At 60.7% G+C, this 21,783-nt stretch carries 15 protein-coding genes and 1 pseudogene; 9 read left to right on the top strand and 7 right to left on the bottom strand.

Annotation, left to right across the window (positions count from 1 at the left end; translation table 11 throughout):
• Positions 1 to 189 precede the first annotated feature (189 nt).
• Positions 190 to 1,254, top strand: coding sequence for an IS110 family transposase (locus HMPREF9465_RS07275; RefSeq protein ID WP_005434726.1), 1,065 nt, complete (start codon positions 190 to 192; stop codon positions 1,252 to 1,254).
• A gap of 1,660 nt (positions 1,255 to 2,914) precedes the next feature.
• Here the strand turns inward: HMPREF9465_RS07275 and HMPREF9465_RS13720 are convergent.
• The 3 genes and pseudogenes from HMPREF9465_RS13720 to HMPREF9465_RS13925 all read right to left on the bottom strand — a co-directional run bounded on the left by HMPREF9465_RS13720 (position 2,915) and on the right by HMPREF9465_RS13925 (position 3,843).
• Positions 2,915 to 3,235, bottom strand: a complete 321-nt coding sequence (locus HMPREF9465_RS13720) for a hypothetical protein (RefSeq protein ID WP_005435547.1) — start codon at positions 3,233 to 3,235, stop codon at positions 2,915 to 2,917.
• Positions 3,202 to 3,623: pseudogene (locus HMPREF9465_RS14045) on the bottom strand (lyase family protein). The gene HMPREF9465_RS13720 and the pseudogene HMPREF9465_RS14045 overlap by 34 nt, the downstream one beginning before the upstream one ends.
• On the bottom strand, positions 3,553 to 3,843 hold the full coding sequence (locus HMPREF9465_RS13925) for a lyase family protein (protein WP_269208171.1): 291 nt from the start codon (positions 3,841 to 3,843) through the stop codon (positions 3,553 to 3,555). Before HMPREF9465_RS13925 ends, HMPREF9465_RS14045 begins: the two are co-directional and overlap by 71 nt.
• Positions 3,844 to 4,027: 184 nt before the next feature.
• Between HMPREF9465_RS13925 and HMPREF9465_RS07265 the strand changes: the two genes are divergently transcribed.
• Positions 4,028 to 4,363 carry a hypothetical protein gene (locus tag HMPREF9465_RS07265; protein ID WP_038006969.1) on the top strand — a complete coding sequence of 112 codons (336 nt, stop codon included), beginning with the start codon at positions 4,028 to 4,030 and terminating at the stop codon, positions 4,361 to 4,363.
• A 180-nt stretch (positions 4,364 to 4,543) separates the two neighbouring features.
• Here the strand turns inward: HMPREF9465_RS07265 and HMPREF9465_RS07260 are convergent, their stop codons facing one another.
• Together HMPREF9465_RS07260 and HMPREF9465_RS07250 are read right to left on the bottom strand one after the other, a co-directional pair.
• Entirely contained in the window at positions 4,544 to 6,838 is a 2,295-nt protein-coding gene (locus HMPREF9465_RS07260; RefSeq protein WP_005435542.1) for an autotransporter outer membrane beta-barrel domain-containing protein, read from the bottom strand.
• Between the two features lie 865 nt (positions 6,839 to 7,703).
• On the bottom strand, positions 7,704 to 8,345 hold the full coding sequence (locus HMPREF9465_RS07250; RefSeq protein ID WP_005435538.1) for a thiol:disulfide interchange protein DsbA/DsbL: 642 nt from the start codon (positions 8,343 to 8,345) through the stop codon (positions 7,704 to 7,706).
• A 476-nt stretch (positions 8,346 to 8,821) separates the two neighbouring features.
• Between HMPREF9465_RS07250 and HMPREF9465_RS07245 the strand changes: the two genes are divergently transcribed.
• Together HMPREF9465_RS07245 and HMPREF9465_RS07240 are read left to right on the top strand one after the other, a co-directional pair.
• Positions 8,822 to 9,445, top strand: coding sequence for a hypothetical protein (locus HMPREF9465_RS07245; RefSeq protein ID WP_005435535.1), 624 nt, complete (start codon positions 8,822 to 8,824; stop codon positions 9,443 to 9,445).
• A 293-nt stretch (positions 9,446 to 9,738) separates the two neighbouring features.
• A complete protein-coding gene (locus HMPREF9465_RS07240; RefSeq protein ID WP_147645267.1) occupies positions 9,739 to 10,014 on the top strand; it encodes a hypothetical protein in 276 nt (91 codons plus the stop codon).
• A gap of 334 nt (positions 10,015 to 10,348) precedes the next feature.
• Here the strand turns inward: HMPREF9465_RS07240 and HMPREF9465_RS07235 are convergent, their stop codons facing one another.
• Positions 10,349 to 10,852: a chorismate mutase gene (locus tag HMPREF9465_RS07235; protein WP_005435532.1), complete on the bottom strand. Its 504-nt coding sequence runs from the start codon at positions 10,850 to 10,852 to the stop codon at positions 10,349 to 10,351.
• 823 nt (positions 10,853 to 11,675) lie between these two features.
• Between HMPREF9465_RS07235 and HMPREF9465_RS07230 the strand changes: the two genes are divergently transcribed.
• The 5 genes from HMPREF9465_RS07230 to HMPREF9465_RS07210 all read left to right on the top strand — a co-directional run bounded on the left by HMPREF9465_RS07230 (position 11,676) and on the right by HMPREF9465_RS07210 (position 17,253).
• On the top strand, positions 11,676 to 13,466 hold the full coding sequence (locus tag HMPREF9465_RS07230; protein WP_005435529.1) for a flavocytochrome c: 1,791 nt from the start codon (positions 11,676 to 11,678) through the stop codon (positions 13,464 to 13,466).
• A 290-nt stretch (positions 13,467 to 13,756) separates the two neighbouring features.
• Positions 13,757 to 14,602, top strand: a complete 846-nt coding sequence (locus tag HMPREF9465_RS07225) for a dienelactone hydrolase family protein (RefSeq protein ID WP_005435528.1) — start codon at positions 13,757 to 13,759, stop codon at positions 14,600 to 14,602.
• A 122-nt stretch (positions 14,603 to 14,724) separates the two neighbouring features.
• Positions 14,725 to 15,168, top strand: a complete 444-nt coding sequence (locus tag HMPREF9465_RS07220) for a MarR family winged helix-turn-helix transcriptional regulator (RefSeq protein ID WP_005435526.1) — start codon at positions 14,725 to 14,727, stop codon at positions 15,166 to 15,168.
• A gap of 338 nt (positions 15,169 to 15,506) precedes the next feature.
• Positions 15,507 to 16,433, top strand: coding sequence for a cysteine synthase A (gene cysK, locus HMPREF9465_RS07215; RefSeq protein ID WP_005435523.1), 927 nt, complete (start codon positions 15,507 to 15,509; stop codon positions 16,431 to 16,433).
• Between the two features lie 31 nt (positions 16,434 to 16,464).
• Positions 16,465 to 17,253, top strand: a complete 789-nt coding sequence (locus HMPREF9465_RS07210; protein ID WP_005435521.1) for a HesA/MoeB/ThiF family protein — start codon at positions 16,465 to 16,467, stop codon at positions 17,251 to 17,253.
• A gap of 177 nt (positions 17,254 to 17,430) precedes the next feature.
• Here the strand turns inward: HMPREF9465_RS07210 and HMPREF9465_RS07205 are convergent, their stop codons facing one another.
• Complete coding sequence (locus tag HMPREF9465_RS07205; RefSeq protein WP_005435519.1) at positions 17,431 to 21,627, bottom strand: autotransporter domain-containing protein; 4,197 nt, start codon at positions 21,625 to 21,627, stop codon at positions 17,431 to 17,433.
• Positions 21,628 to 21,783 lie beyond the last annotated feature (156 nt).

Genomic DNA, 21,783 nt, shown 5'->3' with positions numbered 1-21,783 from the left:
GCGCGCATTTTAATTAGATGGTCAGCTCCAGAAGGGGCATCGAACACCGGAGACCATCAATGCAGAACTTGACAACTTGCAAACAAAAGAAGCACTCTCTCTTAAATCTCGCTTCTGGCCGAGAGTACCGCGGCATCTAAGTGCCAATGAGTCCAGTGAAAACTCAAACGATAAGAGGAGTGCTTCGTCATGAATACTACACAAGTTTTTGAGAAACGCAAGATTGCCGTTGCGATCGGCATCGACCTGGCCAAAGACCATTGCGACGTTGTTGCATACAATGCCGACAACAAGATCTGCTTCACCAAAGCCAACTGGGCCTACCCGCACCTTATGGAATGGCTTGCAAACGCACAGCCTGCAGTTGTCCTGATGGAGTCATGCAAAGGTTGCCATGTTCGCGCACGTGACATTGCCGATCTCGGCCATGACACCCGGCTCGTCAAAGGGGCTGATGTCAAGGCATTGCGCAATGTTTGTCAAAAGAACGACATTCGAGATGCGGACTACATTGCCAGGCTCCTCTACGTCCCCGGCACCAAATTCGTCTTCGTGAAGAATCAACGCCAACAGTCGCTGCAATTCCTTCAGAACGAGTACAAGAGCATTCAGGAGTTGCGGATCCAGGTGGGGAATCAGATCCATGCCGGTCTCGAAGAGTTCGGCTGTCCCGGACCCAAGTCGAAAAAATTCATCCAGTCTCGCATGATGGCTCACCTTGAAAAGAATGCGGAACCGATTCCTGAGGAAGTGATGTCGTCTTTTCTCCGACGACGCGAGATGTGGCTCAACCTGTTCGAGCAAGAGGAGGAAGCCAAAAAGCGCATGGAGGAGATCGCCAAGACGGATGACGACGCCCAACGCATTATGACCGTACCGGGGGTTGGTGCTCAGACGGCAGTCGGAATGTTGGTGCACATCGGAGGCGACATCGGGCGGTTCAAAAACAGCGGGCAGTTTGCCGCCTCCATTGGGCTTGTTCCAAAGCAGAACAGCACCGGTGGCAACACCACGCTAAACGGCATCACAAAATGCGGCCCCAAGAGGCTGCGAGCGAATCTGGTGCAATGCGGACAGGTAATACTCATGCACGCCGATAAGCTGAAAGGGAATTTTGGCGATTGGGTTCGAAAGTTGCGAGACAGCGGCAAGAAACGAGGTGTGATTGTCTGTGCAATTGCAGCCAAGATCGCCAGAATTGTTTATCGCCTGATGAAGGACAAGGTAGATTACACCCCCGTCCCGAGCCGTTAAAGGTACGGATCGCGCATAGCGATCATCGGCAATATTCCGCCAAGGACTACGAAGGCAACTACTAGTGATGAATCGTGCTCAACGCAATAGAGTGATGCTGAGTGTTCTGATGTGATATCGCCTTGATGGCATTAATCACGCCATTTTTATAAAGCACCTCTATTGTCCCGAATCTCACTATGTCGGCGGAGGCTTAGGAATGAATGCCTCCTGACCGCGGATGTATTTCAGTGAAGCCCTTTCTTCAACTTCGATTATTGTTGAAAGCGGTTCTTCTGGTAGAAGTCTGAACGAAGTCACTAGCGCGTTCCGCGCTAAAGATTTGGACGGGATCGAAGACTGATGACAGCTAATTGTGCGCGAGTCGATGTAGGCTCTCGAGCGTCTCTCTAAGCGCTTTCCAGGCAGGAGAATGGGGAATTTAGCCTATTCGTGCGCCAACACGCGACGCCGGAGCTTCAGACCATCGAGTTACGTTTTCAGAATGTGGCTTCGCCACGGAATTGAATGAGGGCGCGCGTTTGGGTTTGCGCGCCCTCAGGGGGAAGCTGTACCCTAAAAGCGACACCCAACCCTTGCAAAAAGGGAGCTGACCATGTATCAGAACACGATCCCATCCACCACCCATGACGGCGTTCTGAAGGTTGCAGCCGAAGCTGAAGCTCTTCCGCAGCCGACGGCGGTCTTGATCGCCGGTGATGATCGGAAGACTGATGATGAAGGATTTCGTGCTCATGGAAGTACCTTAGCACAGGGGGGTGGGAAGACACACGCCTTTCATCGGGGACAACCAAATAGATCGGAAGAGAGAGGTTTGCCGCATTCCTCCATCCGAATGAATTCGGAGGCTTCCTGCGGCTGTTTCTGTGAAGAACAGGAACAGCCGTCAACCGTTGGCGGATGAGATGACCCTCGAGGAAGTCCCGAAAAAAAAGAAGGCCCGGCGCCTTGACTGGAGGCGCTCCGGGCCAAACGATGCCATGCTTCATGAGCAGGCAGCCCTCCCGATGGTTGAGGGAGGGGCGCAGCTCTGTCGAAAGGAAGAGTGCCGACGGAGCGCGTGAGGATGTCCCGTCACCGGAGGCAGGTGGATCGGACGGCCTCTTGAGAAGAATGCACTACTTTGCCCTTCCTTGCGTAAGGGGATAACCCTAGCGTTTCTTTGCTCATAACAGAACCGAAAGCTCTTGAATCCATGAGAGAATTCGCGCAGAGGAAGGCACGCAAAAGTGGAGCAGAAAATGAGCCTGCCCGCCTGCCTGAATACGGAAGTGTACTCATTGAGACAAATCCAGGACAAGTATGCTCTCCGGAGGCCCCTTCAGAACATATGAGAAAACCAGCCTCCTCACAGTGCCTGCATGACAGTCGCTTGCAGAACATCCACATGCCGGCAACTGCAGTACGACTGTAAGGATGACGGTCCCCGGAGGCCTCTCTCAACCCTCTCTCGACCGATGTCATGGGGCCTGAAGCAGGGCGCGTCGACGGTATGCAAGGCTGAAGTGTAAATTTTCCCTTACCTGATTTGACCTATGTCGAATCTCGAGAACAGAGGTCCCGTTCGGGACTTCTAAAAAGAAGGAGGCCCCACCGGAGAGGGATGCAGCACCTCGCCGGAGGGGCCCGGACACACGGTCTTCGTCTCAGTCGAATGTCATCAGCCGTCGATGCGCGCCCTGATTTCAGCGATGGCGCGAGCCATGGCCTCGGGGTCGGTCATGAGGATGGGATCGATAAGTCGGTCGGCGTCGGCCTCGTTGAGAAGGCCCATGGCGAGGACGGCCTCCTTCACGGTGACGCCGTGCTCTTCGCAGTAGTGGGCGACCTTCACGCCCTCGGGGTAGCCGAAGATGGTTGCGAGGACGCGCGAGAGCGCGATGGAGCTTTCGGCTTCGGCGGGGCAGCGATCCTCGCAGGCGACGATGCCCTCGACGCAGTCGCGCCTCAGGATGACGAGTTCGTCGCCGACGAGCTGCATGCTCTCGAAGAGGCACTTGTAGAAGGTGGCATCCCAAACGTTGAGGTCAAGTTCGCCCTCGTCGTTGCCATGGAGACGGCGACGTCGTTGCCGACAACCTGGTGGGCGATCTGGATCACCATCTCGGAAAGCGTCGGGTTGATCTTGCCCGGCATGATGGAGTTTCCGAGACTCAGGGCGGCAGCCGGACCTCCATGAAGCCCGAGCGCGGGCCGCTGCTCATGAGGCGCAGGTCCCTAGTGATCTTGGAGAGCAAGGTCGCGACCTCCTTGACGAGCCCCGAGACCGTCACGAAGAAGTCTGCGTTCTGCAGGCCGTCAAAGAGAGACGCCGTCGGGCGGACCTCTTCGCCATAGATGTCGGAAAGGTGGCGGTAGAGGGCGTCCATGTAGCCGGGATCGGCTCCGAGCCCCGTGCCGGCCCATGCAGATCTCAAAGCACCCCGGAAGCACGGCACGGAGCTTGCCGGCCAGACGCCGCATGAGAGCGGCATAGCCGCCGAACTCCTCTCCGAGCGTGTGCGGGAGCGAGTCCTGCCAGCAGGTGCGGCCGAGCTTGACGACGTGCCTGAAGGCATCAGCCTTCGCGCCGAAGACGTCGCCGAGCACCTCGACGCCTTCGATGATGCGGTCGAGCTCGGGCGCTACTGCATGACGATGACTTTCTGCTCTGCGCGGGACGCGCGGCGGGCGAAAGGACGACGGATGTGAGGACCCTTGCCGCCACGAGGCACTTCACCGGGTATGCGGCGGGAGTTCGGACGAGGTCGAGAGCGAACGAATTCTGAGGACGATGGATGTTCGGCCCGCGAGGCGCATTCTCGTGAGTTCTTCCCACAAGCTCGTTGGCCTCATGGCTGAGACGGGCGGCTGGTCGCTGCTTCCGCCCACGAACCTCTGGTGCGGGCGGATGTTTCTCGAGAACCTCGTGATCGAGCCCGTGCAGGCGAGCGTGAGGCGACGAAGGATGTGGTTTGTGGGCGACCGGCGTTCAGCGGCCGAGGCGGTCATGCTCACGGCCGAGACGGCGGCGAAGGTCTTTGAGGAGAAGATACTCCCGACGCTTGAAGAAGCGCAGGACGGACTCTCGGCACACGCCATGCTCGTCGAGCACGGAAAGAGGAAATGAGAAGGTAAACAAAACGCCTCCGCGTCGATTGGCGTCGGAGGCGTTCGTGCAGGTCCCTGAGTACTGCGGGAATGACGTTCGGGTTAGGATGGAAAAGGCGCCCGGCCATCGAGGTGAGGAGCCGAGCGCCCGACGTACCGAACCGTTCATCACGTCATGAACGGACGGGTCGACCTGTCGTCAGAAGTTGTAGCGAACGCCGACGGTAGCACGCCAGTCTTCGTCAAGATAACCGCCGCTGGTACGTTCGACGTCCGCCCAGAGGTAGGTGGAGTTCGTCAGAATGAAATTGGCGCCGAGGCCGTATTCAACCCAGGTGTCCTTGCCGTCGATTTCATAGACGGTGCCGTTGCCGCCCGTGACGCCGGCGTCGCCCATGAATTCATGCACGGCGGACACGCGGACGTACGCGGAGTTGCCCGTTTCGGGACACTGGAAGCCGAGCGCGAAGCCGGCGCGGCCCATCAAGCTGTCGGCGTCGTCGAAGCGGTAGTTCGAACCGTCGGACAGGACGAGGTCGTCGGCATCGACGTGAGTGTAGGCCAGTTCAACCTGCGGTTCGAGGTAGAAGGACTTCGTCAGGTCGAAGCGCCAGCCGAATTCACCGGAGAGCGCGGTGACGATGTTGTCCATCGAGCCCTTCTTGCTGCCGTCCACCGTCATGTCGGTCGAAGCCTTGCCGAGACGAGCCACGACGTCGACGAACTGACCGGCTTCACCCATCCAGAGTCCGTAGGCCGCGAGGCTGAAGGCGTCCATGTCGGCTTCGCCGCGAGCATATTCGGCGTCGCCCATCGTGTAGGCCAGAGCAACGCCGAAGCGCGGCGCGTCGGCCGTCGGCATCGTGTCGACACCGACCTGAATGGTGTGGAAGTCGTTTTCGAGGTCCGCGTCGCCGGAGAGCTTGCCGCCGTCATAACGCGCCCAGACGCCGGAGGTCGTCTTCATGGAGCGGATGTCGCCCATGCGCTTGTGAACGTCGTTGACGAGAATGCGGTTGAGCGCAAGGGGAGTTGCAGCCGCGAGTTCGAGCGTGGACTGCATGACGCTGTTGGGCCCGCGGCTGATGGTGGAGCCGGCGTCCGTCACGTCAAAGGCGCCGTTGTACATGCCTTCGTCAACCTTCACGGTCGACTTGACATCGCCCTGCACGTTCTTGTTCAGGGCCGCGGCCTGTTCGGGCGTGACGTCGTCGGCCGTCAGATCCTTCGTCATGTCGGCGTTCTTGAGCTTGACGGTCAGGTCGGTGTTCTCGTCGGCCTTGGTGACCGTGATCGTACCGGCTTGCTGACCTTCCTCAGCCGTCAGATCGGTGGCAAGATTGACCGCACCGCCGTCACCCGTCAGGTTGTCGACAGTCACCTGGACGTCGGGACTCGTGACATTGACGGCACCGCCGTTGAGAACGAGGTTGTTCATATTCGTATAGATCGTGCCGTTGTTCACAACATCATTCTCAACGATCTTCGTCGGCGTCCACTGCGCGCCGTCGCTGAGCGAAAGCGTCAGATCATGGACTTCAAGCTTGGCGAGGTCATCCGGCTTGCCTTGGCCCCAGGTCACGACCCAGTAGGAGTCCGCACCCGACAGATTGATATTGACGTCCGCGTCGACACCAGTCCCGGACGTCGGCTTGTCATAGTTGAAATTGATGTCGCCCTCCATCTGGACGATGTCCTTGCCGGACTTGTTGATCGTGACGATGGATTCACCGCGGGTCAGGATGGCGTTCTCGCCCTTGATGTACGTGTTGCCGTTGAGTTCGATCCTCCCTTGGGACATTGCGACGAGCGCGGAGCTGCCGGCCGTGATGTGAATGCCCTTCGTGGCGTTCAACACAACGGGAGCATATGCGCCTTCGATGCCGGTGGAGTTGTTCTGGGCCCAGATGCCGTTGGCACCGGCTTCAAGACGGATCTCTTCAGCCGTCACCGTCACGCTGCCGTTCGTTTGGCTCTTGCCACCGTACGGCAACAGCGCAATGCAGTCGCCCTTGCTCTTGATGGAGACGAGCTTCGTCTTTTCATTGCCAACCTTGGTCGTGCCGTAGCCCGTTGTGCGGAAGGCTTCGCCATAGTTAGCGCCATCCGCGGACGTGCGTTCGAGATGAATCTCCTCACCCAGCACCGTCAGGCTGGATCCATTGTTGTAGAGATCCCAGTCCTTGTCCGTCGTGATGGAGACCTTCTTCGTCTGGTCCGTGCCGATCGTCAGGGTGGAGACCGTTGCCGTGGGATGGCCAGCTGTTGTAACGTTCGCCACATTGCCCGTTCCGCTGATGGTGATCGTCTCGCCGGTGATCGTGCCGGTATGGCCACCCGAAACATTCAGGGACGTGATCTTGTCTTCGGCGGTGACGTTCTGCGTGACGTCGGCCGAGGAACCGTCAAGCGTGAAGTCCTGAGCCTGAACGGCGTTGACGACGAACAGCGATCCGACGATCAGGGAAAGGGGTGCAAGTTTGAAGCCCGACATGCGAGTTCTCCTCTCAAAAGTAAGAAACACGCTCAAATTACCTTTTACCCGAAGGGGGGTAGGGTTTTCCCCTAATTCATTGCCAATCCCTGTCCTGCAGTCGTTTCGAAACCCGAAAAGTATATCAATTCCGCAACACACCGAACGGAGGTATTTTTGTTCCTCTGCGAAGACTTGTGTATGACGCGATTTGGGCGCTTGGCTTCACCCGGACAATCGGATAGGGAGGGGAGGACTTTCGGTCCTCAGCCCCCCCCCCGTGCTGATCCGCAGTGGGCGGTTATCAATAGCCTCAGAGAACTTCCTACTTGTAGACGTCCCCTAGGCACGTCCATCCCAATTCTCGGAGTCGGTCATTTGGCAGCGAAGTCGAGAGTATCCAACTGTTTGCTGTATACCTGTACGACTTACGGGTATTGCCCCACTTCCAAGCCACCTTGTCGTCTACGCCCAGTTTCCTGAGCGCCGCAAACTTAGTCCGAACCTTCATCCACTGCTTCCAGTAGATCTGTCGGATGCGTCTACCCAACCATTCATCGGTGCGTCTGACGAATTTCGCCATCGTCGACGCCGCGGAATAGTTGACCTAGCCAAGGACGAAAGCCTTCAGCTCCCTCCTGTACTCTTCAAGGCTTCTGCCTCGACTGCGCGAGGTAATCAAAGGGTTTGCTTCCAGCTTCTTTCAGCCTACGCGTCGCGACGCACACTTTGCTTTTGGCTATGAGGTTGCAACTGCCAGCCCCTCTCGGGACTTTCACCCGTTAGAACGTGCTCATGCCGAGCACACAAACAAGACGCCTCCGCGTCGGGGGACGTCGGAGGCGTTTGTGCAGGTCCCGGAGGACTGCGGGAATGACGTTCGGAATTACTTTCTGAGCGTGCGCATCTGGTCGACGAGGTAGTCGATCACGGCGGGCGTGCCTTGGCGGGAACCGGCGAGGTGGGGGCCGGTCGTGAACTTGCCGCCGACGCCGACCATAGGCGTGGAGTCGATCTGGTAGGCGTTCCAGAGCATCGTGGCGTTGCGGGACTTGTTCTTCACGCCGAAGCTGTTGAACGTGGCGTCCCACTTGGCGCCGTCGACGCCGGCTTCGACCATGAAGTCATGGATGTCGCGGGTGGCGCTGTCGAAGTTGTAGGAGCGCGTCTGGTAGATGATGCTTTCGAAGAACGGCATGCTCAGGCTGTCAAGCAGACCAAGGGCCTCGAGCGCGAAGTAGGTGTCCGTGAACGGAAGGTACTTCGGCTGCCAGGCGACGGGGCAGATGCGGATGCTGACGTCCTCGGGGGCCTTCTGTGCCCACTCATGGAAGACCGGGTGGAACTGCAGGCAGTGCGGGCAGGTGTAGGCGAAGAATTCAACGACTTCGATCTTGTCCGCCGGCGTGGGGGCCATCGGGTGAACGGTCAGGTACTCCTTGCCGGCCTTGTAGGCGGGAGCGGCAAAGGAATACGTCGAAAGCGGAGCGAGCGCGCCGGCGCAGAGAAGATCACGACGGGAGATCATGGCGGGTTGTCCTTATTTTTACAGAAGGTGCCGTATGAAAAATTTGACCAGACCTGAGTTTAGCGAAAATCCCTTGGGCGAGGCTTAAAACGCTTGATCAGGATCAAATCCGTCAGGTGCCAGAGACAATTCGGCACAAAAATGCGCCTTCGCCTCACATGTGTACGACGAAGGCGCAGGTTCGGACTTTCAGGCTGAAGCGAGGGCCCCGTCAGGGCGCGGGAAGCACGTGAGGTTGCCCTTGTTCGACTCGGGAAGGCTCTCGACCATCAGCTCGGGTCGGGCGAGGGCACAGACGTCAAAAGGCAGCGACTTGTTACGCCCAGGGGCTCGGCCATCATGCCGAAACGTTCCCGAGCCAACGCAAGGTCGCGTAAAGACGGCGTTTTCATTGCAAAAAATCAAACAGGACTAAGGAAAAGTGCCTAAAATGTCGGAACTCAGTCAAACAGAAGAGCTTTTTTGACAACCTCACCATGACATTCGAACAGAAGACCCGAACCCTGGCTGCCGCCGCTGGATGCCTCGCCGTCCTCGGCTCCGCCGTCTGCGAAGCCGCAGAGGAGGGGCGGGAAGCGCCTCAGGAAAAGGCGAACAAGGACTTGCCGGTGAAGGTTTGCCCGAGCGCTCCCCGTCAGGAGGCGCCGGCAATGCCGTCCCTTGAGAGCGTGATCGCCGTCTGGGGCTTTCCGATGAAGATGCTCGCCGACGGCTATGTCGAATATGACGGTTGGGTCGGCCGTCAGGAGTTCGGGACCGTCATGGCCTTCTGGAAGGCCGACAGCAGGACGAGCGCCTGGTACGGCCTCATGAACTATCCCGAGGACCTCGCGGACCTGAGCCTCAGGTTCAAGTACGTCCGCACGACCGCGACCCGATTCGAGGTCGACTGCGAAGGCAGAAAACTGCGCGCCGTCGAGCGCGTGCGCACCGCCGCCCCCTTCATCAAGGGCGAGGTGTTCGCCAGGCGTCCCCTCTCGCGCAAGTGGGTCAACATCTTCGACGGGCACATCGACCCGAAGGCGTCCACCCAGATCGAGGACCGCGAAGGCGAGATCTTTGAGCGCAGCTTCGCCATGGCGTGCAGCAGGCCCGAATAATCAACCGACGAAAGGACGGCCTTTTTCGCTCAGGAAACGGCCGTCAGTCAACTCCTCGCATACCTGTCAGACATACGATCTCCGAGAAACACTCGGATTGCCCGATCCGCCATTGTTTTTCGACCTGAACATGCATTGCCGGCCTTCCTTTTTGAAGTGCAGACCGATTTTTCGGACGTGGAAAGGGCGACGCTCACCGCATTGTCCGAAGAGCACCCGGTTGAGTGCCTGCCGAAAATCACGAGAGCCTTTGAGGATGCACGGCCGGGGCAAGGCCTTTGGACGATGCGCTGGTGTTCACAAATGTCCATGAAGCCTTTGTTGAGGTCTGTTGCGACTGGCACGCGCAGCCCGTCCTCTCCGTTCCCTTTCTGTGCGACCTTCACGAAACGGTCACCCATGGGCTGCCCGGCAACGTTCGAACGGGACCCGAGTCCGTGACGGGCAGCACCCGTGGTCCGCTTTACGTGCTGGCCGAGGAGGCGCAGGAAATCGAGAACGCCTTCGAAAGAACCGCAATTGTCCACCTGAATCTCGCGCGCCTGCAGCACTTTCCTGACGACAACTGACGGACTGCCCGCCTGAAGCAGGCCGTGCTCGCGAATGCCTGACTCATGCCGCTTCTGCCGAGAGTCGAAGACGTCGTCCCATGTCAGCAATGCATCCATGCCCATTGCGAAACAGGCGACCATTCGAGTCATGCGCAGCTCTTGAATTTTTGAGAGGCCGGACCGAAGCTCAACTGAAGGCCCGGGAGAAGGCCGGGAAGGCCATTGCCGCATGCCGAAGAAGAAGATCGAATCAATAGAGTTCCCGCAAGGGTTCTTTATTCTTGGTGAACTAAAGAAAGGCCGGCGGATCGTCTGCTGCCGGCCTCTTCATAGGCGTTCAGGCTGAACGCGCTCAGGCGTTCTGTGCCTCGATGCGGATGCCGTGCTCGCGCAGGTCGCGGACCATGGAGGCGGGGAGGGGCTTCGTGGCGGAGAGCACGATGACGGGATTGACCCAGGAGAGGCTTTCAGGCACGTAGTCGTGCACGGCGAAGATTTCCGTGACGGCGGTGAAGTCGGCGGGGCTGCGAAGACGCAGGGTGACGGTGCCGGAGACGGCTTCGCCCGCCTCCTGACTCTGGGCCTCGAAGCGGCGGGCCGCGGCCATCATAGTGCGGTAGACGGGCAGGGCGACGCCCTCGACGTCGGAACCCGCCATCGAGCGCAACTTGTAGAGAAGGGACGCCTCGCGCACGGCGTCGTAGACGGGAAGGCCCTGAAGGCGCTTGACCTCGGCGATGCGCCTGACGGCGCCCAGCCGCGTGCGAAGTGCGCCGACGATGGCTTCGTCGCTGCGGTCGATGTCGGCGCGAAGGCTTTCAAGCTCCGCGGGCTTCTTGGTCGTGCTGTCGGTCATGGATGCTCCGTCTGGTCTTTGTTCTGAAGGCATGGAGAAGGGGATGCCGGCCGGTCGGCCCTGGCGTTGAGGCGGTCCCCTCCGGTCCGCATTTCACATCATGCCTGATTCCGCGCCTTGTTGGTGAAATCCCCTCCGGCCTGTTGATTCGATTCCGCCCTTGGAAAAGGGCAGGAAGGCTGCACTCAATCGAAAAGGCCCGCGCGGATCTCATGCCATCGCAGGCCTCTGAAGGCTCGTCGAACACTGCGCCGTGGGCCGCTCTCGACGAAGAGGAATCTGGCAGGGAGTTTTTGTGCCGCCCGTTCTCGGAACAGGTCGCGCCTCCCTTGAGACACATGGTGCCTCATCGCTCAGCGCTTCGCAAGGGCTCGGGCACAGTCGTTTCAGGCTTTCTCGCTGTTCTTCGACGCCCATCAAGGCGCCTCGGGTGCTCTCCCTAGGCAATACCGCCCAATCGGCGGAAACGGTCTGGAACAGACGGTCTTTTGTCGACAAGATCCCCTCGCAGGCGCCCTCCATGCACGAGCCTGAAGACGCCGACGCGGAAGATGCGGATGATGACGATGAGGCCTGCAGTCGGAGGCGTCGGCACGGCGTTCCCGGACGCGCGGCTCAAAACAACCATCGGACTTCGTTGGTCAGGTCAAAAAGGCGAGGGTTAACCCCATGATCGCACCGGGGCTTTTATTGATATCATCATTACGCACCGCGCAAGGTCTCCGCGTTCAAGCGCCGCCTTGCCGGCCTGCGCGCCGACTTTTTTTTGACGCCCATTGACCACGGCTTCAGGCAGCGCGCGCAAGTCAAGAGGAGAACCACCATGAAACTCACCACGATCGCCGCGGCCGCCGCACTTGCCGTCGCCTCGATGTCCGCTTCCGCCGCCACCTACGTGCCCGGCACCTACACCTACAAAGTGAACGCGCACAATGCCGCCATGACGGTCGCCGTCACGGTTTCGAAGCACAAAATCGAGAAGATCGACTGGTCGAAGAACCTTGAGACGATCGGCGTCGGCCAGCTCGCCCTTGAAAAGGTGGGCGGCAGGATTCTCGAAAAGCAGAGTCTCGGCGTTGACGGCGTCACGGGCGCCACGATCAGCTCGATGGCGCTCAAGTACGCCGTGGGCGAATGCCTCAAGCAGGCCAAGGTTTCCGCCGAGGACCTCAAGGACCTGAAGAAGAATGTTGAAGAGTACAAGGCGCTCCCCAACACGATGAAGACGCAGGTCGTCATCATCGGCGGCGGCGGTTCCGGCCTTGCCGCTGCGGTCGCCGCCTCCCAGGCGGGCGCCGACGTGATCGTGCTCGAAAAGCTCGGCCTTCTCGGCGGCTCGACGAACGTCTCCGAAGGCGCGCTCAATGCGGCCGACCCGATCCGCCAGCCCAAGCTCGGCATCGAGGACTCCGTTGCGAAACACATCGACCAGACGCTCAAGGGCGGCCACAACGTGGGCAACCCCGAGCTCGTCAAACACCTCTGTGAAGGCGCCTATCCCGCCGTCGAATGGCTCGAATCGATCGGCGTGAAGTTCAAGGACGAGGTCGGCACGGCCACGGGCGCGCTCTGGCAGCGCTCCCACTATCCCGCCACTCCGTCGGGCAACTCCTACATCCGCGTCTTCGAGAAGTACATCGCCGAGCATCCCAACGTGCAGGTCATCACCGACATTGAAGCCAAAGACGTGCTCAAGGACGCCGACGGCCGCGTGACGGGCGTGCTTGCCAAGCACAACAAGACCGGCCGCTACACGCTCTTCAAGGCTGAAAAGGGCGTGATCATTGCAACCGGCGGCTTCGGCGCCAACGTGAAGCTCCGTCAGGAAGTCAACACGGGCGTCTTCAAAGACTACGACCTCGGCAAGAGCATCGGCTGCACGAACTTCCAGAAGTCCGCCCAGGGCTCCGGCATCCTGATGGGCAAGGAAGTCGGCGCGAACGTGATCGGCATGGCCGACATTCAGGTTCATCCCTGCGGCACGCCGGGCACGGGCCTCATGGAAATGATCCGCACGTCGGGCCGCAACCGCGTCTTCATCAACACGGACGGCAACCGCTTCGTCAATGAAGGCGCAGCCCGCGACGTCCTCGCCAAGGCCATCTTCGCACAGAAGGACTCGACCTACTACGTGCTCGTCAACCATCTGCGCTATCCGAGCCTCACGTGGGTTGACCGCAACGGCGCCAAGGTGGGCGACATGATCGATCTCGGCCGCGTCGTCGCAGCCGACACGCTCGAGGAGCTTGCCGCCAAGCTCAAGATGCCGGTCGAAAACCTCAAGGGTTCGATCGACACCTACAACGCCGTCGTACGCGGTGAAAAGAAGGATCCGCTCGGCTTCGTCGCCAACAACAAGGCCGACAAGGTCATGACCGAAGGCCCCTGGTACGCCTGCCAGAAGGTCCCGACCGTCCACCACACGATGGGCGGCCTGCAGATCAACGCCGACGCACAGGTGCTTGACGTCAACGGCAAGGTGATTCCGGGCCTCTACGCCGCCGGTGAAACGACGGGCGGCATCCACGGCTCCAACCGCCTCGGCGGCAACGCCATCGCCGACTGCATGGTCTTCGGCCGCACCGCCGGCACGAACGCCGCTCAGGGGAAGTGATCCGTCCCGTCCCGCGCCGCCCATCGTGACGGCGCAGGCCTGAGCATGCCGGAAGGCTCTCCTTCGGGCTCCCGTCCATCCGGGAGCCCGTCTGAAGGAGGGCCTTTATCGTTGTTGAGCATGACGACACGGCACCACGACGACCCATGGCCGCTCGTTGTTTCAGAGTTTTTCGGCGCTCGCCCGAATGCGGGCAATACGACTATTCTTGGCAGGGTGCGCCTGCAGCACGACGGGTGAATCGACCCGAGTCCCGGTGCGCACGAACGTTCATCAAGGAGAGAGAGACCATGAACACAAGGATTTCCGCACTTGCCGCCGCGCTTCTCATTGCGCTCGCCGCGCCCGCCATGTCCGCCGACGTGCCGCAGGGCACGATCAAGGGGAAGGCCTGGGTGCAGACCGACCGCACGATGGCCGAGGCCATGGCGCAGTCCTGGACGGTGCTGCCCGCATCCGTGACGGGCGACAAGACATACGAAGGCACCAACATCCGCGCGCCCGAAACGAAGGGAAAGGCGCCCGCCGTGATTTTCGTGCACGGCTCGGGCGGCATCAATCCGCAGATCAAGGCCTTCCAGAAGCGTCTCGCGGACGAGCTCGGCATCGCAAGCTTCACGGCCGACTCCTTCCAGCTCCCCGACCGCATGACCTACACCTCGCCCATCGACCCGATGGACTATGAGAAGATCCACGCGCTTCGTGCGAGCGAACTCACGGCGGCCGTCGAATTCCTGGCGAAACAGCCCTGGTTCAACGGCAGGTTCGTGATCGCAGGCACGAGCGAAGGCGCAGTCGCCGTGGCCCGCTACGTGCGCGCCGAAGCCGCACCCGCCGAAGCGGGCCGCATCATCTTCTCCTGGTCGTGCGAAAACAACTACCACGTCGTCCAGCACAAGACGAGAATTCCCGACGGCATGCCCGTCCTCAACATCATGAGCTCGAAGGACAAGTACTTCTCGCAGGCCAATCCCTATCTCGGCAACCACGAGGCCGTCGGCAACTGCAGCAAGGCGCTCCAGGGCAATCCCAACGCCCGCATCGTCCTCATCAAGGACGCGCCGCACACGCTCATGAACGAGCCTGAGGCTCGCGAGGCCGAGGACAAGTTCCTCAAGGACGTCCTCCTCAAGTAGTCGACGCCCGGATTCCACCCAATCCGTCATGCGCACGGCCCGCCGCAGGCTTCATGCCTCCAGCGGGCCTTTTCGTCCTGCGGTTCGTTGACTTTCGTTCGCCCTCGAACTAACATCGCCTCATGAAGGAAAACACCCGCATCCCCTTTCTTGCAGGCCGCCTCTCGGAGGCCACCTCAACATTCATTCTCGAGTCGCTCAAGCGCGAAGGCATGGGCGAACTGCTCCCGTGCCACGGCGACATCCTGCACGTGCTGACCGAACAGGAAACCGCCACGGTGATGGAGCTCTCACGCCTCACGCACCGCTCGAAGTCCACCGTTTCAGCCCTCGTCACGAAGCTCGTAGATCTGGGCTACGTCGCGCGCGAGCGCTCGGCCGAGGACTCACGTGTCATCAACCTGAGGCTTTCCGAAAAGGGCAGGGCGTTCATCCCCGTGTCCGAACGCATCTCCTCCGAACTCGACGCCCTCGTGACGCGCTCGCTCACGCCCGACGAGGCCCGATTCGCCGAAGCGCTCCTCGCGAGAATCCTCAACGGCTTTTCCTCCGACAAGTCCGCCTGAGGCCCTCCGGACACTTCCGACGAGCTTTCCGCCCTGATCTCAACCACAGCCCGGCCCTCATCTTTGCTAAGATCGACGGACGACCTCCGCGCTTTGATCCGCTTCGGGCGCAGAGACGCAAACCATTGCAAAACAGCGTGTGATGGAGTAGGATCCAATTTCCTACCAACTCACTCGGGAATTATGCGAACGCCTGCAGGACGGGTGTTCTCGGGCGCCGGACGGCGTTCTTCCCGGGAGAGTGGAGCAGGCGGGCATCCGTCGGGAAGACACCTTCGGACGCCGGACGGAGATCCCGCAGCACAACGACAACTCCAAACACGCACAGGAGAAACATCATGATTCATCAGTCGAGCCTCGAACTTGTCGGCGGCACGCCGCTTCTGCAGCTCAACAACTGGATGAGGCTCCACGGCCTCAAGGCGAACGTCATCGCCAAGATCGAGGCCCTCAATCCCGCCGGGAGCGTCAAGGACCGCGCCGCGCGCCAGATGATCCTCGAAGCGGAAAAGACAGGCCTCATCGGTCCGGGCGCCGTCATCATCGAGCCCACCTCGGGCAACACGGGCATCGGGCTCGCGAGCATTGCCGCCGCCCGCGGCTATCGCGCCATCTTCACGATGCCTGAGACGATGAGCGTCGAGCGCCGCATGCTGCTCAAGGCCTACGGCGCAGAAGTGGTCCTCACGCCCGGCGTCGCCGGCATGAAGGGCGCCATCGAGAAGGCCGAGGAACTCGCCCGCGAGATTCCCGGCAGCTTCATCCCGCAGCAGTTCGAAAACCCCGCCAATCCGCTCGCCCACTACCTCACGACCGGTCCGGAGATCTGGGCCGACACGGACGGACATGTCGACATGTTTGTCGCGGGCGTGGGCACGTCGGGCACGGTGACGGGCAACGGCCGCTATCTCAAGGAGAAGAATCCCGCCGTCAAGGTGGTGGCGGTCGAGCCTGATGCGAGTCCCGTCCTCTCGGGCGGCAAGGCCGGTCCGCACGCCATCCAGGGCATCGGCGCGAACTTCGTGCCGGGCAACTACGACGCCTCGGTGGTCGACGAGGTCTTCCGCGTGCCGAACGACGCCGCGATCGCAGCTGCGCGCGCCCTCCCGAAAGCCGAAGGCATCCTCATCGGCATATCGGGCGGCGCCGCCCTCCATGCCGCGACGGAACTCGCGAAGCGCCCCGAAAACGAAGGCAAAAACATCGTCGTGATCTTCCCCGACAACGGCGAACGTTATCTCTCCACGGTTCTCTACGCCGAATAAGACGCATCAGTCTCACGGAGTCACAAAAATCATGAAGGATCTTGAGCACGAAGCCAGCGGGAACGTCTTTCCCGGAGACCTCAGGGAGCGCGTGAGCCGCCAGATGATTCTGCGCGAGCTCGGAGAGAAAGGGCAGGCCGCCATCAGCAGCGCGCACTTTCTTGTGATCGGAGCAGGGGGCCTTGGCTCTCCCGCCATCCTCTACCTCGCCGCTGCAGGCGCGGGCACGATCACGGTGGTCGACGCCGACACGGTGTCGGTCTCGAACCTCTCGCGCCAGATCCTTCACACGACGTCGACGGTCAACGTCAACAAGGCCAAGAGCGCCGCCATCGCGGTCGAGAGGCTCAATCCCCATTGCCGCATCATCCCCGTGCCCGAATTCGCGGACGCCGTGAAGCTCAAGGCCCTCGTGAAGAATGTGGACGTGATCCTCGACTGCACGGACAACCTCGCAACCCGCATCGCGGTCTCGAGGGCCGCGCATGATGCAGGGAAGCCCCTCGTCTTTGCGTCCGCCGTGCGCTTTTCGGGCCAGCTCACCGTCTTCGATCCTTCCGTGCCCGAATCTCCCTGCTTCGAGTGCATCTTCGAGGAGGACGATCCGGGCAACGACGTCAAGGCCGCAGCCGTCGGCGTCTTCTCGTCGGTCACGGGCATCGTGGGGACGCTTCAGGCCACCGAGGCCCTGAAGATCGCCGCAGGCATCGGCTCGACGCTCTGCGGCAGGATGCTCTTCATCGACGCACTCAACATGCAGTTCGACACCATCAAGGTGAAGCGCAGGAAGCGGTGCCCCGTCTGCGGCGAAAGGCACTGACGCCGAAGAGAGCGCCCAAGGCAGACAGAAGGAACGGACCCGAGACGAAAGTCCGGGGCCGTTCTGACGGAAACGAGCCAAAAGAAGAGGGCGCCCGGCTCCCCACGGAGGAACCGGGCGCCCTCTCTTTGACGTCAGGCTGCGGAGCATTCGCCCAGCAGGCGCATCATCTCAGTTTCAGAAGGCGTACTTGACGCCGACCTTGCCGCCGATGGAGGACGTGCCGGCTTCGCCGCCGCCCAACATCATGTCAACATTGAACATGAGATTGCCGTTGACGGCGCGCAGACCGAAGTCGGCCTGGACCGGACTCATGTCAAGGACGTCCTGGCTGTAGCCGAGGACCTTGACTTCCTTGTCGCCGAAGGTCGGGACATAGGCGACCTTGAAGCTCGGAGCAAGGGTCCAGCCTGCGGCGTCGGCCTCGAAGCCCGAGATGCGGAGCGAAATCGGCATCTGGACATAGGTGAGGTCGCCTTCGTCAACCTTGATGGAACCGACGGTCATGTCGTCCGTTTCCAGGCGGGAGACGCGCAGACCGATGCTCGGCACGAACTTGAAGGAGCCCGCGGCGAGTTCGTACTGGGCGCGCACGCCGGCGGAGTAGATGTTCGCGTCAAGCTTCTGGTTGAGCGCGGTCTGGTGGGCCGTGATGTCGTTTTCGGACTTGAGCCAAGCGAGTTCGCCGACGACCTTTGCGGCGCCGAACGACTTGCCGGCGTAGGCCGTAAGACCGTAGCTGGTGATGTCGTTCTTGATGCCGGAGACGTCGCTGCGGAGCGATGCGTCGCCATACTGGAGGGCGAGACCGGCGGTCAGGCCTTCGAGGACTTCGACGTCGCCGCCGAACGTTGCGTAGGCCGCATCGGCGCGGAAGCTGCCGTTGTTGTCAAGCTTGTCGGCTTCATAGCGTTCGCCCGAGACGTCTGCCCAGAGGTTGACGCCGGCGTGCATCGGCTGATCGAGCGAGGTGCGGTTGGCAACCGTCTCCGTCATGACGAAGTCGGCGCGACGGGCCATGGCCTGAACGCCGGTGGAGGCGATGGCGCCGAGACCGGATTCAGAGTCGAAGGTCGTGGTGACCGTATTGGCCTTTTCGCCGGTGCCGAAGGAGCCCGAGATGAACGGATTGTCCGTGACAACTTCAACGGTGGTGTCCTGATCAACAGCGTTGACCATCAGGTCCGAAGCCAGCTTGAAGGTGCCTTCCGTAGCATTCACGATGCCGAGCGTGGAGGCGGCGCTCATAGCAAGCTTGCCGTCAATGGCCGTACCGGAGCCGACACCTGCCTGGTTGACGATGAGCATGCTGCCTGCATTCATCTTGATGCCGGAAAGACTCGTCAGATCGCCGGCGTCAACAAGCTTTTCAAGGCTGCCGTCGACCAGAATGCCTGCGTCCTTCAGCGCATCGGAGCTGAGGGCCTTGCCGATGTAGAGGGCGGCCGTGACACCGTCTTCACCCCAGCGCTTGCCGAGCCTATTGTAGGCGTCGACCGTCTCGGCCTTCGTGCCGCCGAGAGCCAGCGTGGAGTTCTGACCCACAACGATGCGACCCGTGAGGACAGAATCCTTGAGGTTGGTGACGGCAAGGAAGGAACCCTTGTCGATGGTGTCGTCGCCTGTCCAGCTGGGATCGAGGAAGATCGTGCCGCCGTTGAGGGCGAGCGTATCGAGATGGACGTTGCCGGCGTCGACATCATCACCCACGTTGATCACCTTGTCGGCGGTACCGGTGAGCTTGTCTGCGGAAAGCGTACCCGTCACGTCGCCTTCAGCAACCTTAAGTTCGGCGGCCGTGAAGTTGCCGGAGACGTCGAGCGATTCGACTTCGGCGTTGACGGCGTCGAACGTGCCGACGACTTCGAGGTTCTTGACCTTCAGGGTCTCGACGTTCACGCTGCCCTTGCTTTCTTCAGACTGACCAAGCGCGACGGAGCTATTGGAGGCGTCGACGGTCTTGACCGTGTCGGAGAGGTTGGCGAAGACGTCGCCGCCGTTGCCTTCGATCGTGAGGGTGGCAGTACCCGTGGTGATGGCGACGCTTTCAGCGTTCTCCGCTTCCTTGAAGTCGATGCTGCCGACGGTCGTGCCGTTCGAGACAACGAAGTTGCCCGATGCGTTGGCGGAAACAGTCTGGTCAGCGGCGACGAGACCGTCAACGGTCTTGTCGGTCAGAGGCTGCTCGACCTTGAGCGTGCCGTGGAGCACGAGCTGGACGGCGTTGCCGGAACCGCCGTTAAGGGCGTCCTGGGCTGCACGAAGCTGTTCAATCGTGTAGTCATAGCCGGTGTCGGTCAGTTCGACCTTGCCGTTCGTCTTGTTGAGTGCAGTCCACCCGTCGGTGAGGGTCGTGCCGTACTTGCCGTCGTCGCCCTTCTTGAAGACGTTGGCACCGGCGGTGGTGATCATGCCGCCCTTGAGCGTCGTGGAGCCGGAAGCCGTCCAAGCACCGTCGACGGCGAGCGTGCCGCCTTCAACGGAGACATTGCCGCCGAAGAACTTCGCGCCAGAGATCTGAGTAAGACCATCAGTGATCTTGAAGTCACCCGCAAATGCGGCAGCGTCTGCAATGCTCACCTTGGCCGCAGACGAATTGATGGAAGTGCCCGCAAGACCTGCGATGGACCCGCCGAAGCTGATCGTGCCGAGACCGGTCAGATTGACTTCAGCGGCCTTGTAGTTGGCCTTGTCGGTGTCGACGCGGGTGTGCTTGCCGAGGTAAAGGTCGCTGCCGCCATTTGCGGCTGTGGCCGTATTGTTCGTGAAGGAGATCACGTCGGAGGCGGAGGTCGCATCAAAGGTGAGGCTGTTTGCATCCGTGTAGACGGCGCCGCCGTACTGGGCGGTGTTGCCGGCAAAGGTCGTGGTGCCACGGACGGTGAGGTTGCCCTGATTGTAGAGAGCGCCGCCGCCGTAACTGGCCTTGTTCCCCGTGAAGGTGGAGTACTCGATGTAGTTGCCGATAGAGACGCCATTCATCGTGGAGCCGCGGAAACCGGTCGCAATTGCGCCGCCGAAGCCGTTGAACATGCCGTAGCCCGAATAGGCAGCCGTATTGTTTAATTTGTCCTCGACGGTGGCAACGTTGTTCGTGAAGGTGCTGTTGCTGATCTGAAGCCAGTGACCGTCGCCCTTCGGATTCGTGGCGTTCCCGAGATCCAGACCGTTGGCGGGACGCGTGGAGATGGCACCACCGAGATTAGCCGTGTTGCCGTCGAAGGTGGTTCCGGTAATGCTGACCTTGGCGTGACCGCCAAGAGTGATGGCACCGCCGCCGTCGTCAATGCCGGTCGTAGTGTTGCCAGTGAACTTGCTGTCGGTCACCTCAAGGCCGTAATAGATGGCCATGGCGCCGCCGAGGAAGCCCTTGTTGCCCGTGAACGTCGAGCGCACGAACTTCAACGTATTGGCAACGTCGAAAACGGACGCAACGGCGCCGCCGGACCGGGTGGACGTGTTGTTGGTGAATTCGGAGTCGTATACCTCGAACTGACCGTTGCCGTGGAAGAGGGCGCCGCCGTATTCGGAGGCAATGTTCTTCGAGAAGACGGAGTTATGGACGATGAGGGGAGAGCCGTTGTCGTTGGTGATAGCACCGCCGCGGACGGCAGAATTTTCCTCAAAGCGGCCGTTTTCAACAAAGAGCGCGCCCTTGTTGTTGACGTAGACGGCGCCGCCCTTGCCGGTGGCCTTGTTCTTCGTGAATACGTCACCCTTGGACGTAAGGACGGAACCCTCGACGTAGATGGCACCGCCCGAAGCGCCGGTATTGCTCTTGTAGACGTTCCCCTCGGACAGAGTGGTGCCGTCATTCTTCGCAAAGGCGATCTGGTTCATGAGAGCGACCGCGCCGCCGAAATTGGCGGAGTTGCCCTCGAACGTGGAGGCGGAGATTCTGTGAGCAAGGGGCTGAGCCTCTGCGCCGCCGTCCTGCCAGAGCGTCACGGCCCCGCCGGCGTTGGTGCTGGCGTTGTTCTTGAAGTTACTGCCGGTGATCGAGACGCCCGTCTTGGCAAGAATGTCCGTGCCGCCCGTAGCATCGGCGTGGTAGAGATTCGTCACGACGCCATAGCCGGGAACGCCCTCAGCGCCCGTCTTCTGGCCCGTAGCCGTGATGGTGAGAACACCGTCTTTGGTACTGTAGACCAGACCTTCGCCTTCTGCCTGGCCGACGAGTTCGGTCCCGTTCCAGCTCAGGAGCGCACCCGGCTTCGCCGTATCGGCGGCCATGGCGCCGCCCGCCACGAGCGAGGCTACCGCAACGGCGATCACCGTCTTCGTGCCCTTGGCCTGCACGGAGGACGTCAGTTCGTTGACGACCATCAGGGCGCCACGCGCCTTGCTGAACACAACTTTGAAACTCTTGTTCATTTTTTTCTCACTATGATGAAACTCCGCTGCCGAAAGAGGCGGCGGGCACGAAGGAGAATAAAGGTGCATAGAACGGAGGGGGTGGGTAATCCCTTATTCGACTCACTTGAACCTTGAAAGAATCACGCACAATGGAGGGGAAACTGCGCAAAGCCA

It is taken from the genome of Sutterella wadsworthensis 2_1_59BFAA (assembly GCF_000297775.1).
Classification (GTDB): domain Bacteria; phylum Pseudomonadota; class Gammaproteobacteria; order Burkholderiales; family Burkholderiaceae_F; genus Sutterella; species Sutterella wadsworthensis_A.
The sequence above is the reverse complement of the archived record's forward strand: the minus strand, read 5'-3'. Positions and strand labels throughout refer to the sequence as shown.

What these genes read in the sequence shown, in the direction of transcription:
- HMPREF9465_RS07275 (WP_005434726.1), top strand. Translation starts at nt 190, where the DNA reads ATGAATACTACACAAGTTTTTGAGAAACGCAAGATTGCCGTTGCGATC.
- HMPREF9465_RS07265 (WP_038006969.1), top strand. Translation starts at nt 4,028, where the DNA reads ATGGATGTTCGGCCCGCGAGGCGCATTCTCGTGAGTTCTTCCCACAAG.
- cysK (WP_005435523.1), top strand. Translation starts at nt 15,507, where the DNA reads ATGATTCATCAGTCGAGCCTCGAACTTGTCGGCGGCACGCCGCTTCTG.
- HMPREF9465_RS07250 (WP_005435538.1), bottom strand. Translation starts at nt 8,345, where the DNA reads ATGATCTCCCGTCGTGATCTTCTCTGCGCCGGCGCGCTCGCTCCGCTT.
- HMPREF9465_RS07210 (WP_005435521.1), top strand. Translation starts at nt 16,465, where the DNA reads ATGAAGGATCTTGAGCACGAAGCCAGCGGGAACGTCTTTCCCGGAGAC.
- HMPREF9465_RS13720 (WP_005435547.1), bottom strand. Translation starts at nt 3,235, where the DNA reads ATGCAGCTCGTCGGCGACGAACTCGTCATCCTGAGGCGCGACTGCGTC.
- HMPREF9465_RS07260 (WP_005435542.1), bottom strand. Translation starts at nt 6,838, where the DNA reads ATGTCGGGCTTCAAACTTGCACCCCTTTCCCTGATCGTCGGATCGCTG.
- HMPREF9465_RS07230 (WP_005435529.1), top strand. Translation starts at nt 11,676, where the DNA reads ATGAAACTCACCACGATCGCCGCGGCCGCCGCACTTGCCGTCGCCTCG.
- HMPREF9465_RS07245 (WP_005435535.1), top strand. Translation starts at nt 8,822, where the DNA reads ATGACATTCGAACAGAAGACCCGAACCCTGGCTGCCGCCGCTGGATGC.
- HMPREF9465_RS07205 (WP_005435519.1), bottom strand. Translation starts at nt 21,627, where the DNA reads ATGAACAAGAGTTTCAAAGTTGTGTTCAGCAAGGCGCGTGGCGCCCTG.
- HMPREF9465_RS07225 (WP_005435528.1), top strand. Translation starts at nt 13,757, where the DNA reads ATGAACACAAGGATTTCCGCACTTGCCGCCGCGCTTCTCATTGCGCTC.
- HMPREF9465_RS07220 (WP_005435526.1), top strand. Translation starts at nt 14,725, where the DNA reads ATGAAGGAAAACACCCGCATCCCCTTTCTTGCAGGCCGCCTCTCGGAG.
- HMPREF9465_RS07235 (WP_005435532.1), bottom strand. Translation starts at nt 10,852, where the DNA reads ATGACCGACAGCACGACCAAGAAGCCCGCGGAGCTTGAAAGCCTTCGC.